The organism is Pseudooceanicola nanhaiensis (assembly GCF_020171315.1).
GTDB classification, from domain to species: domain Bacteria; phylum Pseudomonadota; class Alphaproteobacteria; order Rhodobacterales; family Rhodobacteraceae; genus Pseudooceanicola; species Pseudooceanicola nanhaiensis_A.
In genome coordinates, this window is record NZ_JAIUZP010000007.1 from 188,546 (window position 1) to 202,110 (window position 13,565).

14 protein-coding genes are annotated in these 13,565 nt (G+C 66.5%); 8 read left to right on the forward strand and 6 right to left on the reverse strand.

The window, feature by feature from the left end:
- The first annotated feature begins 29 nt into the window (after positions 1 to 29).
- Genes LCM32_RS13305 through LCM32_RS13315 form a run of 3 tightly spaced genes read left to right on the forward strand, consistent with a single transcriptional unit; the run spans position 30 to position 2,341 of the window.
- A complete protein-coding gene (locus LCM32_RS13305; RefSeq protein WP_224821565.1) occupies positions 30 to 872 on the forward strand; it encodes a GH25 family lysozyme in 843 nt (280 codons plus the stop codon).
- Positions 873 to 896: 24 nt separating this feature from the next.
- The gene (locus LCM32_RS13310; protein ID WP_412070684.1) at positions 897 to 2,057 is read left to right on the forward strand and encodes a lytic murein transglycosylase; all 1,161 of its coding nucleotides are present in this window, start codon (positions 897 to 899) and stop codon (positions 2,055 to 2,057) included.
- Positions 2,054 to 2,341 (forward strand): hypothetical protein, encoded by a 288-nt coding sequence (locus LCM32_RS13315; RefSeq protein WP_224821566.1) that lies wholly within the window; start codon positions 2,054 to 2,056, stop codon positions 2,339 to 2,341. The genes LCM32_RS13310 and LCM32_RS13315 overlap by 4 nt, the downstream gene beginning before the upstream one ends.
- Before the next feature lie 417 nt (positions 2,342 to 2,758).
- On the opposite strand, the gene LCM32_RS13320 is transcribed toward LCM32_RS13315, so the two are convergent.
- The 3 genes from LCM32_RS13320 to dgcN form a co-directional block, all read right to left on the reverse strand.
- Complete coding sequence (locus LCM32_RS13320; protein WP_224821567.1) at positions 2,759 to 3,622, reverse strand: D-amino-acid transaminase; 864 nt, start codon at positions 3,620 to 3,622, stop codon at positions 2,759 to 2,761.
- Positions 3,623 to 3,709: 87 nt separating this feature from the next.
- Positions 3,710 to 4,678 (reverse strand): N-acetyl-D-Glu racemase DgcA, encoded by a 969-nt coding sequence (dgcA, locus tag LCM32_RS13325; protein ID WP_224821568.1) that lies wholly within the window; start codon positions 4,676 to 4,678, stop codon positions 3,710 to 3,712.
- A 115-nt stretch (positions 4,679 to 4,793) separates the two neighbouring features.
- Positions 4,794 to 5,798, reverse strand: coding sequence for an N-acetyltransferase DgcN (gene dgcN / locus LCM32_RS13330; RefSeq protein WP_224821569.1), 1,005 nt, complete (start codon positions 5,796 to 5,798; stop codon positions 4,794 to 4,796).
- Between the two features lie 326 nt (positions 5,799 to 6,124).
- Between dgcN and LCM32_RS13335 the strand changes: the two genes are divergently transcribed.
- The 4 genes from LCM32_RS13335 (at position 6,125) to LCM32_RS13350 (ending at position 9,608) form a co-directional block, all read left to right on the forward strand.
- Positions 6,125 to 7,084 carry an L-malyl-CoA/beta-methylmalyl-CoA lyase gene (locus LCM32_RS13335; RefSeq protein ID WP_224821570.1) on the forward strand — a complete coding sequence of 320 codons (960 nt, stop codon included), beginning with the start codon at positions 6,125 to 6,127 and terminating at the stop codon, positions 7,082 to 7,084.
- A gap of 278 nt (positions 7,085 to 7,362) precedes the next feature.
- Positions 7,363 to 7,923, forward strand: a complete 561-nt coding sequence (locus LCM32_RS13340; protein ID WP_224821571.1) for a hypothetical protein — start codon at positions 7,363 to 7,365, stop codon at positions 7,921 to 7,923.
- A gap of 10 nt (positions 7,924 to 7,933) precedes the next feature.
- The gene (locus LCM32_RS13345; protein ID WP_224821572.1) at positions 7,934 to 8,524 is read left to right on the forward strand and encodes a hypothetical protein; all 591 of its coding nucleotides are present in this window, start codon (positions 7,934 to 7,936) and stop codon (positions 8,522 to 8,524) included.
- 121 nt (positions 8,525 to 8,645) lie between these two features.
- A complete protein-coding gene (locus LCM32_RS13350) occupies positions 8,646 to 9,608 on the forward strand; it encodes an acetyl-CoA carboxylase carboxyltransferase subunit alpha (protein ID WP_224821573.1) in 963 nt (320 codons plus the stop codon).
- 314 nt (positions 9,609 to 9,922) lie between these two features.
- Here the strand turns inward: LCM32_RS13350 and LCM32_RS13355 are convergent, their stop codons facing one another.
- The 3 genes from LCM32_RS13355 to petA are packed head-to-tail and all read right to left on the reverse strand — an operon-like array spanning position 9,923 to position 12,647.
- Positions 9,923 to 10,714 (reverse strand): cytochrome c1, encoded by a 792-nt coding sequence (locus LCM32_RS13355; protein WP_224821574.1) that lies wholly within the window; start codon positions 10,712 to 10,714, stop codon positions 9,923 to 9,925.
- A 16-nt stretch (positions 10,715 to 10,730) separates the two neighbouring features.
- Positions 10,731 to 12,050: a cytochrome b gene (gene petB, locus LCM32_RS13360; RefSeq protein WP_224821575.1), complete on the reverse strand. Its 1,320-nt coding sequence runs from the start codon at positions 12,048 to 12,050 to the stop codon at positions 10,731 to 10,733.
- Positions 12,051 to 12,062: 12 nt separating this feature from the next.
- On the reverse strand, positions 12,063 to 12,647 hold the full coding sequence (gene petA / locus LCM32_RS13365) for a ubiquinol-cytochrome c reductase iron-sulfur subunit (protein WP_224821576.1): 585 nt from the start codon (positions 12,645 to 12,647) through the stop codon (positions 12,063 to 12,065).
- Positions 12,648 to 12,892: 245 nt separating this feature from the next.
- On the opposite strand from petA, the gene LCM32_RS13370 reads away from it, so the two are divergent.
- The gene (locus tag LCM32_RS13370) at positions 12,893 to 13,561 is read left to right on the forward strand and encodes an outer membrane beta-barrel protein (protein WP_224821577.1); all 669 of its coding nucleotides are present in this window, start codon (positions 12,893 to 12,895) and stop codon (positions 13,559 to 13,561) included.
- The last annotated feature ends 4 nt before the right edge of the window (positions 13,562 to 13,565 follow it).

Below are 13,565 nucleotides of genomic sequence, written 5' to 3' on the forward strand. Positions count from 1 at the left end.
CGCAAGAGGCGGGGAACGAGGGAAGTTCGATGACAGTGCTGACCGGCCCCCGTGCCGTCCTGACGGCCGCGCTCGCGGCTGTGATGTTCCTTGCCTCCTGCGGTGGTGGCGGTGGCCCCACGGTCGGGCGGCTGGAGCGGCCCCGCACCCTGAATGCCGCGGATTACCGCGCGACGGGCATCCCGCGCAGCTTCGGTGACACCAAGCCCCATGAATGGGACAGCATCCGCCCGGATCGCTATCCGATCCACGGCATCGACGCGGCCCGGTACCAGGGCGATATCAACTTCTACGCGGCGCGCAGCGCAGGCATCAATTTCGCCTGGCTGAAGGCGACGGAGGGCGGCGACTACCTCGACCCCGGCTTCCCGCGGAATGCGCCGCGCGCGCGGGCGGCGGGCGTGGCCGTGGGGGCCTATCACTTCTACTACTTCTGCCGCACCGCGCGGGAGCAGGCCCACTGGTTCATCGAGAATGTGCCGCGCGTGCCGGGCGACCTGCCGCCCGTGCTGGACATGGAGTGGAACCACCAGTCGCGGACCTGTCAGAAGCGCCCCAGCCCGGAGGCCGTGCGCGAGGACATCCGCGTCTTCTCGACCATCGTGGCCCAGCACTACGGCACGGCCCCCGTGGTTTACACGACACCGGACTTCTACGCGCAGAACGATCTGGGCCGCATGCGCGGGTCGGAGTTCTGGCTGCGCTCGGTCGCGGGCCATCCGTCCGAGCGCTACCCGCAGGAGCGCTGGACCTTCTGGCAATACACCGGCACCGGCGTGGTGCCGGGCATCGACGGGATCGTGGATATCAACGCCTTCGCCGGGGATCCGGTCAGTTGGCAGGCCTGGCTGTCGGTCCGGCGGCAGAAATAGGCGGCGCATATGAGGGAGAGAGCCATGAACGCAACCATGACACGGCGCGGGATCTGCGCAGGTCTCGCCGGGTTCGGTGCCATGACGCTGGCCGCCTGTGGCGGGCCGGGGCCCGTCTCGACCGCAAGCGCACGGCCCACGGGGCTGCCTGACGACCTGCGCCCGGTGCGCGACGCGGGCTATGATGCCTGGGTCGCCTCCTTCCGGGCGCGCGCCCAGGGGCAGGGCATCTCGCCCTCCACGCTGAATGCCGCCTTCCGGCACGCGGGCTTCCTGCCCGGCGTCATCACCCGGGACCGCAGCCAGCCCGAAAGCTCCCGCACGCTGGAGGACTACCTCTCCATCGCGACCTCGGACGAGCGTGTCTCGAAGGGGCGGGCGGCCTATGCCCGCAACCGGGCCACGCTCAACGCCATCGAGGCGCGCTATGGCGTGCCCGCCAACGTGGTCTGCGCGGTCTGGGGGCTGGAGAGCTACTATGGCGAGCGGCGCGGCGATGTGTCGGTCATCGCGGCCACCTCCACGCTGGCCTACGAGGGCCGCCGGGGGGAGTTCTTTGAAAAGCAGCTGATCGCGGCGCTGAAGATCATCCAGTCCGGTGACGTCAGCGCAGACCGGATGACCGGCAGCTGGGCCGGGGCGATGGGGCATACCCAGTTCATCCCGACCTCCTACCTTGCCTATGCGGTGGATTTCACCGGCGACGGGCGGCGCGACATCTGGTCGGAGGATCCCTCCGACGCGCTTGCCTCCACCGCCGCCTACCTGCAGCGCTCCGGCTGGACGCCGGGCGTGAAATGGGGCGGAGAGCTGACCGGCGCCAATCCCGGCGGGCGGGTGATCACCCCGCAGGCGGGCGGGCCCAGCTTCTGGGTCACGGGGAATTTCAACGCGATCAAGCGCTACAACAACTCCGATCTCTACGCGATCGGGATCGGGCACCTGTCGGATCGGATCGCGGGCGGCGGGCCGCTGCGCGGCTCCTTCCCGCCGGATCAATACGGCCTGACCAAGGACGACCGTGTGGCGCTGCAGCAGCGACTGACGGCGCGGGGCTTCGACACCGGGGGCGCGGATGGCGTTCTGGGGCCGAAGAGCCGCGCGGCGATCTCCGACTATCAGCGCAGCATCGGCCTGCCTGTCACGGGCGAGCCCTCGCCCGATCTGCTGCGGCGGCTGGGATGAGGCGGGGCCTCTGGCTCGGGCTGGCGCTGATGCTGGCGGGGCCTGCCGCGGCGCAGCTGGCGCTGCCCTCGCCGCAGGACCGGCTGAGCCCGCAACAGCAGGTGCAGCGCAGGCTGGACGGGGTGAAATCCGGCATCGACGCGCAGCGCCGCGCGCTGGAGACCGCCCCCAAGACGCTGGGCCAGCAGCTTCAGGACGACAGCCGCCGGCAGGTGGAGGAGAACCAGAAGGACGTGGAGCAGCGTGAGGTGATCCTGCCGGACGCGACGCCCGAGTTGCAGTGAGGCGTGACGGGCTCTGTCGGCCCGGCAGCGGTCGACAGTGATGTGGCGCTTACTCATCACGGGTTGTGGTTCATCCCGGCGCGGAACAAGGCCGCAGGCCGCCGCGCATCGCCGGCGCGCCCCCACGCGGCGGCGATTTGGCGAGGCTGGGCGGTGCCTAGATGGGACACGATATGCTTGGCTGAGATAAACTGCTCGCCATAGGGGTCAGGATCGCCCCCGCGCGCGCCGGCAATGCGCGGCTTCGTGTCTGGCCTCGCGGTTGCTGGCTTCGGCGCCCCGCAACTTCCCTGTCAGGTAAACTCTAAACGCGCCGGGACGCGTGGCTTGGCGAAGCGGGACGGCTTCGTCTCCGGCCTTACCCCAAACGAAAAGGGCGCCCCGAGGGGCGCCCTTCGCATTCGGCTGAACCGAAGATCAGATCGCGGCCTTGCGCATCTCGTCGATGTAGATCTCGCGCAGACGCAGCGCGACGGGGCCGGAGGCGCCCGCGCCCACGGCTTCGCCGTCGATCTCGATGATCGGGGTCACATAGGCACCGGCGGAGGTGATGAAGGCCTCGTCCGCGGCCTTGGCTTCCTCAACGGAGAAGGAGCGCTCTTCGACTTCCATCTGAGCTTCCTTGGCGAACTTCAGCACCGAGGCGCGGGTGATGCCGTGCAGGATGTCGTTCGACAGCGCGCGGGTGATGATCTTGCCGTCCTTGACGATGTAGGCGTTGTTCGAGGTGCCCTCGGTCACGAGGCCATCCTCGACCAGCCATGCATCATCGACGCCCGCCTTCTTGGCCATCATCTTGGCCATGGAGGGGTAGAGCAGCTGGACGGTCTTGATGTCGCGGCGGTGCCAGCGGATGTCCGGAACGGTGATGATCTTGTAGCCGGCCTTGGCCTTCTCGCTCATCGCGTTGCCGGGCTTCGACTGGGTGAAGAGCACCAGCGAGGCCTTGGTGGTCTCGGGGTCCGGCCAGATGAAGTCACGGTCGCCGGCAGAGCCGCGGGTGACCTGCAGGTAGATGCCGCCCTCTTCGAGGTCGTTCAGCTTGACCAGCTCGCGGTGGATTTCCAGCAGCTCGTCGAGGGTGACGGGCAGGGTCATGTCCAGCTCCTTGAGCGAGCGCTCAAGGCGTTTGGCGTGGCCTGCGTAGTCCACCAGCTTGCCGTCGAGGACGCTGGTCACTTCGTAGACGGCATCGGCCATCAGGAAGCCGCGGTCGAAGATCGAGACCTTGGCTTCGGTTTCCGGGACAAACTCGCCGTTCACATAGACGGTACGGGTCATCAGGAGAACTCCTTGTTGGAGGCCCCCGGGGGAGACGCGGTCAGGCGCCGGGGGCACGATTATGTGCCCCCGAAGGGGCGGAAAGTCTTAGCCCCAGAGCGCGGACGTTGCAGGGTGCACGCCGGCTTCGTCATAGACGAGGGCCGCATCGCGGTCTTTGGCCAACAGGAGCGGGCCGTCAAGGTCCGTCACGAGGGCGCCCTGTGCCACCAGCACCGCAGGCGCCATGGCGAGGGAGGAGCCGACCATGCAGCCGACCATGACGTCGAAGCCGGCCTTCAGGCCCTCTTCCTTCAGCGCGAGCGCCTCGGTCAGGCCGCCGGTCTTGTCGCACTTGATGTTGATGACATCGTACTTGCCGGTCAGCTTGGGCAAGTCGGCGCGGTCATGGCAGCTTTCGTCGGCGCAGACGGGCACGGGGCGGTCGATGCCGATAAGGGCTTCGTCCTCGGCCTGCGGCAGCGGCTGTTCGACCAGCGACACGCCAAGGTTCACGAGGTGCGGCGCGAGGTCCTTGTAGACGTCGACCGACCAGCCCTCGTTGGCGTCGATGATGATCTTGGACTTCGGCGCGCCGCGGCGCACGGCCTCGAGGCGGGGCATGTCGTCCGGGGTGCCCAGCTTGATCTTGAGCAGCGGGCGGAAGGCGTTCTTGGCGGCCTGCGCCTCCATCTCTTCCGGGCTGGCCAGCGAGAGGGTGTAGGCGGTGATTTCAGGGCCGGGGGCCTGTTTCAGACCGGCCAGCTGCCACGCGGGCTTGCCGGCTTTCTTGGCTTCCAGATCCCACAGCGCACAGTCGACCGCGTTGCGGGCGGCACCGGCGGGCAGCAGGTCATAGAGGTCCATGCGCGAGAAAGAGGCGGGCAGGCCGTTGATCTCGTCCGCGACGCTGTCGAGGGTTTCGTTGTAGCGCGCGTAGGGGACGCATTCGCCCCAGCCGGTGACGCCACCGTCGGTGATGCGCACGGTGATGACCTTGGTCTCGGTGCGCGAGCCGCGGGAAATGGTGAAGACCTGCGCGAGCGGGAAAACGTCGCGGATGACCTCGATCTGCATGGGGGACCTCCTGAGAGAGAGGGGCCCACTGGGGCCCCGGAAGAAAGGGGAGGTCGCCCCCAGCAGGTCAACGGCGCGGAAGGGGGACGCGCCGGACCCGCGGGGGCGACTGGCCTCAGCCGAGCGCGACCAGCGCGTCGACGAGACGACCGGCGCCATGGCGGAACGGATCCACCGTGGGAAGGCCCATTTCTTCTTCGACCTTGGCGAGATACGCCTTGGCGTCTTCCTCGTTCAGGTGCTGGGTGTTGACCGAGATGCCCACGACCTGGACGTCGGGGTTCACGACCTTGGCCAGCGTCAGGGCCACGTCCCGCAGCGCCTCGAGGGAGGGCAGCTTGTAGGAGGGCAGGCCGCGCATGTGCTCACGGGTGGGTTCGTGGCACAGGATCAGCGCGTCGGGCTGGCCGCCGTGCACGAGGGCCATGGTCACGCCCGAGTAGGAGGCGTGGAACAGCGAGCCCTGGCCTTCGATCATGTCCCAGTGGTCAGCATCGTTGTCCGGGGTCAGGTATTCCACCGAACCGGCCATGAAGTCCGCGATGACGGCGTCGAGGGGCACGCCTTCACCGGTGATCAGGATGCCGGTCTGGCCGGTGGCGCGGAACGACGACTTGAGGCCGCGTTCCTTCATTTCCTTGTCCATCGCCAGCGCGGTGTACATCTTGCCGACCGAGCAGTCGGTGCCGACGGCGAGGCAGCGCTTGCCGGTCCGCTTCTCGCCGTTGGCGATCGGGTACTGGACGGTGGGGATACGCACGTCGTGCAGCTGGCGGCCGTTGGCTTCGGCCACGGCGACGAGGTCGGGCTCGTTGCGCAGCAGGTTGTGCAGGCCGGAAGCGATGTCGAAGCCTTCTTCGAGCGCTTCGATCAGCACTTTTTTCCAGGCCTTGGAGATCACGCCGCCACGGTTGGCAACGCCGATGACCAGCGTCTTGGCGCCGGCTTCCTTGGCTTCGGTCAGCGTCATGTCGGCGAGTTTCATGTCGGCTTTGCAGCCTTCCATGCGGAACTGGCCGATGGCGTTGTCCGGGCGCCAGTCACGGATGCCCTGGGCCACTTTCGCAGCCAGCGCATCGGGGGCATCACCAAGGAACAGCAGATAGGGGGTCTCGATCATTCGGGCACCTGTTGGGGAGAGTTGTTGCGCCCGATTTTGTCGGATTCGCGGTGGGATTGCTTTGCAAATCCGCGGAACTCTGGGCGGTGGTTGCAAGTTTCTTCGCAGGATTGGGATTTCTGTCGAAGATTTTCGCATCGCCGTCGCAGACTTTCGCGCAGGTGCAGCGTCGATGATTCCGCGACGCAGCGGCGGATCGCGCTGCATATGCAAAATCCGCTTGCGATCCGTGTTGTAATTTAATATCGCTCACCGGCGAACTGAAGAAATATCCTTGCCCTTTCGCCCTGATCGTCAGGGCCCCCGCGTGTGATGGAGATCGAGAGATGAGCTTCCGCCTTCAGCCCCCGGCCCCCGCCCGTCCGAACCGCTGCCAGCTGTTCGGCCCCGGGTCGAACACCAAGCTGTTCGAGAAGATGGCCGCCAGCGCCGCGGACGTGATCAACCTCGACCTCGAGGATTCGGTGGCGCCCGACGACAAGGAACAGGCCCGGAAGAACATCATTCAGGCCATCGGCGACGTGGATTGGGGCCAGAAGACGATCTCGGTCCGGATCAACAGCCTCGACACGCCGTTCTGGGTGCGGGACGTGGTCGACCTCGTCGAACAGGCGGGTGATCGGCTCGACATGATCATGATCCCCAAGGTGGGCTGCGCCTCGGACGTCTATGCCGTCGATGCGATGATCACCGCGCTGGAACGCGCCAAGGGCCGCACCAAGCCGCTGAAGCTGGAAGTCATCATCGAGAGCGCCGCGGGCATCGCCCATGTGGAAGAGATCGCCGCCTCCTCGCCCCGGCTTGAGGCGATGAGCCTTGGCGCTGCGGATTTCGCGGCCTCCATGGGGATGCAGACCACCGGGATCGGCGGCACGCAGGAAGATTATTACATGCTGCGCGAGGGCCAGAAGTACTGGTCCGATCCGTGGCACTGGGCCCAGACCGCCATCGTCGCGGCCTGCCGCACCCATGGCGTGCTGCCGGTGGACGGGCCCTTCGGCGATTTCTCGGACGATGAGGGCTACCGCGCGCAGGCGCTGCGCTCGGCCACGCTGGGCATGGTCGGCAAATGGGCGATCCACCCCAAGCAGATCGCGCTGGCGAACGAGGTCTTCACCCCCTCCGAGACGAAGGTCGCAGAGGCGCGCGAGATCCTCGCCGCCATGGAAGAGGCCAAGCGCACCGGCGCAGGGGCCACTGTCTATAAGGGCCGGCTGGTCGACATCGCGTCGATCAAGCAGGCCGAGGTGATCGTCCGCCAGTCGGAGCTGATCGCACAGATGTGAGGGATCCCTGAGGGGATCCTGCCGTGCCGCGATGAGGAGATCGCAGAGCGCGGGTCGGGCGGGGGACGCAGGTTCTCCGCCCTTGCTTTTCAATCATATCAGACGTTTGGCGGGCATCCTCCGCTGCGCCGTGGCAGAGCTGCTTCGCGACAGCCGGCGCCGGGCCGTTTCTGCACCCCTCTGGCGCGATCGGACTGCGGCACTAGGTAACTTGCGCGGCGCGCGCTCCAATGTGAGGGTGCGGGCCGACCTGACCCGCCCCAATCGGAGGATTCGCAATGCGCGCACTGCGCCGTCTCACCACCGCCTGCCTGATGACCGGCCTGATGATCGGAGCCAGCTCCGCCAGCCTGTCCGCGCAGGAGCGGATCGAGAATGACGAGGTCGTCGTCTACAGCCAGCGGTGGCTGGTCTCGAAGGACCCTGCGCAGAACGGGCTGATGAGCTACCTGACCGTGCAACGCGGCAAGGCGGGGGAATACTTCTCGGTCACCTGCCGCCGCGAAGGCAGCCACGTGCTGCGCGGTCTGCGCCTCGGCTTCCCCGAGGAACAGCCGTCCTTCGTCCGCGAAGGCGCCAAATTCGCCCGTGTGGAGATCTCGGTGGATGGCCGCGTGCAGCCGCTGGACATCAAGTACACCGGCACCACGGCGGATCAGGCATTCGGCCGCGAGGCGATCTATGGCTACGAGGTGATCTTCCCCTCCGTCGCCGCGCGGGATGGCTTCATCGACGGGCTGCGGACCGGTAGCCACATGAAGATCAGCGGCCAGTCCCTGCCGGTGGAGCTGAAGGGCTCCTCCCTCGCGCTGCAGGGTCAGGAAGACTACTGCAAGTAAGCGCGGGGGCTTGCTGACGCTCCTCCATACCGCTGAGGTGCATGTGGCGCGTTTTGCCGCGCTGCGTGATCGTCTCGCGCCCGGGGCGGAGCTGAGGCAGGAGGTCCGCCCGGACTGGCTGGCCCGCGCCCGCGCCGAGGGTGTGGCGGCCGTGGCCGAGGAGGTCACCGCCTTCATCCGCGCCGCAGGCGGCCCGGTGATCTGCACCTGCACGACGCTGGGCCCGGTGGCCGAGGCCGCGGGCGCGGCCCGTGTCGACCGGCCCATGATGCAGCGGGCTGCGCGCTTCGGCGGGCCGGTGCTGCTGGTCTATACCCTGGCCAGCACCGCCGAGGCGAGCGCCGCGCTGCTTTGCGAATACACACCGGACATCCGGCGCCTCGACCTCTCCCCGCTCTGGCCGCTGTTCGAGACCGGCCGGGGGGCAGACTTCGCTGCGGCCATCGCAGAGGGCGTCCGATCCGAGCTGACGCGGCAGCCAGCGGCCGTGGTCGTGCTGGCGCAGGTTTCGATGAGCGACGCCTCGCCCCTGCTGGCAGGCTGCGGCGTGCCGGTGCTGAGCGCGCCGGAGGCCGCGCTTCGGGCCGGTCTGGGCCTGTGATTGCCGCACTCGACTGCGGTCGCCGGACCCGCTGCCGCCGATGCGATCCGGGGTCTTGCCTGCCGAGTTGCATCCGGGCGCGGAGAAAGCCATATAGCAACAGTCCGGCAAGGAGTGTGAAATGACCAATTACCTCGATTTCGAGCGGCCGCTGGCCGAGATTGAAGGCAAGGCCGAGGAGCTTCGGGCCATGGCCCGGCAGAATCCCGAGATGAAGGTCGAGGAAGAGGCCGCCGCGCTGGACAAGAAGGCCGCGGACATGCTGGTCGATCTCTACAAGACCCTGACGCCCTGGCGGAAGTGCCAGGTGGCGCGTCACGGCGACCGTCCGCATTGCCAGGATTACATCGACGCGCTCTTCACCGAGTACACGCCGCTGGCCGGTGACCGGAACTTTGCCGACGACCACGCCGTCATGGGCGGCCTCGCGCGGTTCAACGACCGCCCCGTCATGGTGATCGGGCACGAGAAGGGCAACGACACCAAGTCCCGGATCGAGCGCAACTTCGGCATGGCCCGTCCCGAGGGCTACCGCAAGGCGATCCGCCTGATGGACATGGCCGATCGCTTCGGCCTGCCGGTGGTGACGCTGGTGGACACCCCCGGTGCCTACCCGGGCAAGGGCGCGGAAGAGCGCGGTCAGTCCGAGGCCATCGCGCGTTCGACCGAGAAATGCCTGCAGATCAAGGTGCCGCTGGTCTCGATCATCATCGGCGAGGGCGGCTCCGGCGGGGCCGTGGCCTTTGCGACCGCCAACAAGGTGGCGATGCTGGAGCATTCGATCTACTCGGTCATCACCCCCGAGGGCTGTGCCTCGATCCTGTGGAAGGATGCCGAGAAGATGCGCGAGGCGGCCGAGCAGATGCGCCTGACCGCGCAGGAGCTGAACCAGCTGGGCGTGATCGACCGGATCATCAAGGAGCCCCTCGGCGGGGCGCATCGCGACAAGAAGGCGACGATCGCCGCTGTCGGCAAGGCGCTGACCGCCATGCTGGGCGACCTGGACGAATCCGATCCCGCCAAGCTGGTGGAGCAGCGCCGGAAGAAATTCCTCGGCATGGGCTCGAAAGGGTTGGCGGCGTAACGCGACGCCGACGATCTGGCCGGAAAATTCGAATTTTCCGGTCCGTTTTCTTCGAAGAAAACGGCAAGGGGGCCCTGGGCCCCCTTTTCCAATGCCGCAAGCGATGGGCCGTCATTGGTGGTCGCGCGTGACGTCTGCGCTGTCTCTTCGTCAGCCGTCCTGCCTCTCCCTCCCTGTCGGGCATCCAAGAATTTTCGAAAATTCTTGGGAAAATTCTTCGAAGAATTTTCCTGCTCCGCCGCGGGGACACGACCCCCGCAAACGAAAAAGCCCCGCCGGGAGGGCGGGGCTTTCGCATGTCCGAGAGGGCCGGATCAGGCCTCCTTGGCCCGTTTCTTGATCGGGGCCCAGATCGCCTTGTTGGTCAGGTAGAGCAGGACCGAAAGGATCACGAGGAACAGGACGGCGGTGAAACCGGCCTGCTTGCGCGCCATCATCTTGGGCTCGGCGGCCCAGGTCAGGAAGGCGGCCACGTCCTCGGCCTCATGGTGCAGCTCGTTCGAGTGACCATCGGCGAATTCCACGTCTTCCCCGCCAAGCGGCGGGGCCATGGCGATCCAGCCGCCGGCAAAGGCGGTGTTCTCGTAGTAGATCGTGCCCGCTTCTTCCTTCTCTTCGCCGGTGTAGCCGGTGAGGATCGAGACGATGTGCTCGGGTCCGCCGATGCCGTTGAAGAGCTGGCTCAGACCGGTGCCATAGGGGCCGTGGTAGCCCGCGCGGGCCTTGGCCATCAGGCTGAGGTCGGGCGCGTTCTCGAGGCTCGACATCGGGAAGTGATCGTTGGGCGTCCGGGCGCGGAAGTCATCCAGCTCGGGGTCCATGATCTCCGACAGGTTCGCGGCATAGGCGCGGACCTGGTCCTCGGGAATCTCCGGCCCGCCCTCGTCCGAGAGCGTGCGGATCGGCACGTAGCGCAGGCCGTGGCAGGCCGAGCAGACCTCGGTGAAGACCTGCAGGCCGCGTTGCAGCTGCATCTGGTCGAAGCTGCCGAACGGGCCTTCGAAGGAGAAGTCCACGTCGTGGGTGTGGCCACCTTCGGCCGCCATCGCCGCCCCGGCCGAAAGGCCGAGTGCGGTCAGGGCAGAAAGGGTGAGTTTCTTCATCATCTGTCTCAGACCTTTCTTATTCGGCTGCGGTCGATTTGCCGTAATGCGCATCGAAGTCTTCCTCGATGGTCGCTGGCGGCGTGGTCGGTTTCTCGATCACGCCGAGCAGCGGCAGGATCACGAAGAAGTAGGCGAACCAGTAGGCTGCACCGATCAGCGAGATCGTCGAGTAGGGCGGCTCTGCCGGCATCGCGCCGGCCCACATCAGGACGACGAAGTCGATGGCGAGCAGGGCGAACCACCACTTGAACATCGGGCGATAGCGGCCCGAACGCACCGAGGAGGTGTCCAGCCAGGGGGTCAGGGCCATCGCGATGATGGCGCCGAACATGGCCAGGACGCCGAAGAACTTCGCATCCACGATGCCGCCGGTGATCCAGTTGAAGAACATCACGATCCAGACGTCGGCGGTGAAGGCGCGCAGGATGGCGTAGAACGGCAGGAAGTACCATTCAGGCACGATGTGCGCGGGCGTCGCCAGCGGGTTGGCCTCGGTGTAGTTGTCCGGGTGGCCAAGGTAGTTCGGCATGAAGCCGACGATGGCGAAGAACACGGCCAGGATCACGGCAAGCGCGAAGAGGTCCTTGATCACGAAGTAGGGCCAGAAGGGCACGGTGTCCTTCTTGGCGTCTTCCTTCGACCCGCGGCGCACTTCGACGCCGGTCGGGTTGTTGTTGCCGGTGTTGTGGAAGGCCCAGATGTGCACCAGCACCAGGCCCGCGATCACGAAGGGCAGCAGGTAGTGCAGCGAGAAGAAGCGGTTCAGCGTCGCGTTGTCCACCGCCGGCCCGCCAAGGAGCCAGGTCTGGATCGGTTCCCCGATGAAGGGGATCGCGCCGAAGAGGCCGGTGATCACCGTTGCGCCCCAGAAGGACATCTGACCCCAGGGCAGAACGTAGCCCATGAAGCCGGTGCCCATCATCAGCAGGTAGATCAGCATGCCGATGATCCACGTGATTTCGCGCGGGGCCTTGTAGGAGCCGTAGTAGAGACCGCGGAAGATGTGGAGGTAGACGGCAAAGAAGAACAGCGAGGCGCCGTTGGCGTGCAGGTAGCGCAGCATGTGGCCGCCGTTCACGTCACGCATGATGTGCTCGACGCTGGCAAAGGCCATGTCCACGTGCGGCGTGTAGTGCATCACCAGCACGATGCCGGTGGCGATCTGCAGCGCAAGGCAGAAGGTCAGGATGATGCCCCAGATCCACATCCAGTTGAGGTTCTTGGGGGTGGGGATCATGATCGTGTCATAGACGAGCGCGACAACGGGGAGACGGGTGTGGACCCATTTCTCGATCCCGGTCTTGGGCTCGTAATGATCGTGCGGAATTCCAGCCATTCGTCGCTCTCCTCAGCCCAGGACGATTTCGGTTTCGCCCTCGAAGCGGGCAACGGGAACCGGCAGGTTCCGCGGGGCCGGGCCTTTGCGGATGCGGCCGGCGGTGTCGTAGTGCGAGCCGTGGCAGGGGCAGAACCAGCCGCCGAAGTCGCCCGAGGCATTGCCGAGCGGCACGCAACCCAGGTGGGTGCAGACGCCCATCATGACCAGCCATTCCTCGGCTGCGTCGCCTTCGGCGCCTTCCGGGGCCAGCGAGCGGTTCGCGTCGGTCGCAGGTGCGCCCGCGGCGACGTTCTCGTTCCGGGCTTCCGGGTCGGGCAGGCTGCTCACGTCCACGGCGCGGGCCGCTTCGATCTCGTCAGGGGTGCGGCGGCGGATGAACACCGGCTTGCCGCGCCACTTGACGGTCAGCTGGGTGCCCGGTTCGACACCGGAAACATCGACGCGAATCGAGGACAGCGCCTGCACGTCGGCGGAGGGGTTCATCTGGTTCACCAGCGGCCAGATCGCGGCGCCGGCGGTCACAGCACCCGCGCCTGCCGTGGCGTAGTAGAGGAAATCTCTGCGGGTGCCTTCGTGGTCGTCTGCGTGGGACACGAGGTTTGCTCCATTCTTCGACCGAGAACGGTCAGACATACGGAGGCCGTCTAATATCTCAACTCCTCCTTCCGGAGGTTTAGCGGCCCAATGTACTTGCGTCCACTATTCCGTGAACGACAGTCAGGGAAGGCGCCTAAGTGTCGCGCTTGTGACATTCTTTTACCGGGTGTATTCGGGTCTCACGATGTATCCGCCACCTTTCCGGCCGTGTCTTGCGACCGGTACCGTCGAACGGAAGCCCCATGTTCAAACGTTTCAAATACGCCCTCGCAGCGCTCGTGCTGACCGCGGCCCCCGCCGCCGCCGAGATCGAGATCAACGCCTACACCGGGTATCAGACCGCCCCCCACAGCCGGATCAAGGGGGATTACCCCGATGCGGTCGGCGGCAGCTACTCCGCCCTGATCGGCTGGGACGGCAAATCCTGGTCCATGCCCCCCTACTACGGTGTGCGCGCCACCTGGTGGCGGACCGAGACCCTCGGCTTCGGCATCGAGTTCTCGCACAACAAGATCTACGCAGACCACGGTGACATGGCCGCTGCCGGTTTCGACACGCTCGAAATGACCGATGGCCTGAACATCCTGACCGTGAACGTCTCGCGCCGCTGGCCGGGCATGTGGATGGACGGCGCGCTGACGCCCTACCTCTCCGCCGGTATCGGTATGGCGATCCCCCACGTCGAGACGACCGCCACCGCCGGCGGCCCCGAGACCTTCGACTACCAGGTGACCGGCCCCGCGGCCCGTGCCACCGCCGGTGTCTCCTATGCCTTCAACGACCGCTGGTCGGTCTTCGGGGAATACCAGTTCGTCTGGACGGACATCGACGCCGATCTGGACGGGGGCGGGTCACTCAAGACCACCGTCTACAACAATGCCATCAACTTCGGTGTCGGCTTCAAGTTCTGAAGCC

Coding starts and splice junctions, on each gene's coding strand:
- LCM32_RS13305 (WP_224821565.1), top strand. CDS start 30: ATGACAGTGCTGACCGGCCCCCGTGCCGTCCTGACGGCCGCGCTCGCG.
- LCM32_RS13310 (WP_412070684.1), top strand. CDS start 897: ATGAACGCAACCATGACACGGCGCGGGATCTGCGCAGGTCTCGCCGGG.
- LCM32_RS13315 (WP_224821566.1), top strand. CDS start 2,054: ATGAGGCGGGGCCTCTGGCTCGGGCTGGCGCTGATGCTGGCGGGGCCT.
- LCM32_RS13320 (WP_224821567.1), bottom strand. CDS start 3,622: ATGACCCGTACCGTCTATGTGAACGGCGAGTTTGTCCCGGAAACCGAA.
- dgcA (WP_224821568.1), bottom strand. CDS start 4,678: ATGCAGATCGAGGTCATCCGCGACGTTTTCCCGCTCGCGCAGGTCTTC.
- dgcN (WP_224821569.1), bottom strand. CDS start 5,798: ATGATCGAGACCCCCTATCTGCTGTTCCTTGGTGATGCCCCCGATGCG.
- LCM32_RS13335 (WP_224821570.1), top strand. CDS start 6,125: ATGAGCTTCCGCCTTCAGCCCCCGGCCCCCGCCCGTCCGAACCGCTGC.
- LCM32_RS13340 (WP_224821571.1), top strand. CDS start 7,363: ATGCGCGCACTGCGCCGTCTCACCACCGCCTGCCTGATGACCGGCCTG.
- LCM32_RS13350 (WP_224821573.1), top strand. CDS start 8,646: ATGACCAATTACCTCGATTTCGAGCGGCCGCTGGCCGAGATTGAAGGC.
- LCM32_RS13355 (WP_224821574.1), bottom strand. CDS start 10,714: ATGATGAAGAAACTCACCCTTTCTGCCCTGACCGCACTCGGCCTTTCG.
- petB (WP_224821575.1), bottom strand. CDS start 12,050: ATGGCTGGAATTCCGCACGATCATTACGAGCCCAAGACCGGGATCGAG.
- LCM32_RS13370 (WP_224821577.1), top strand. CDS start 12,893: ATGTTCAAACGTTTCAAATACGCCCTCGCAGCGCTCGTGCTGACCGCG.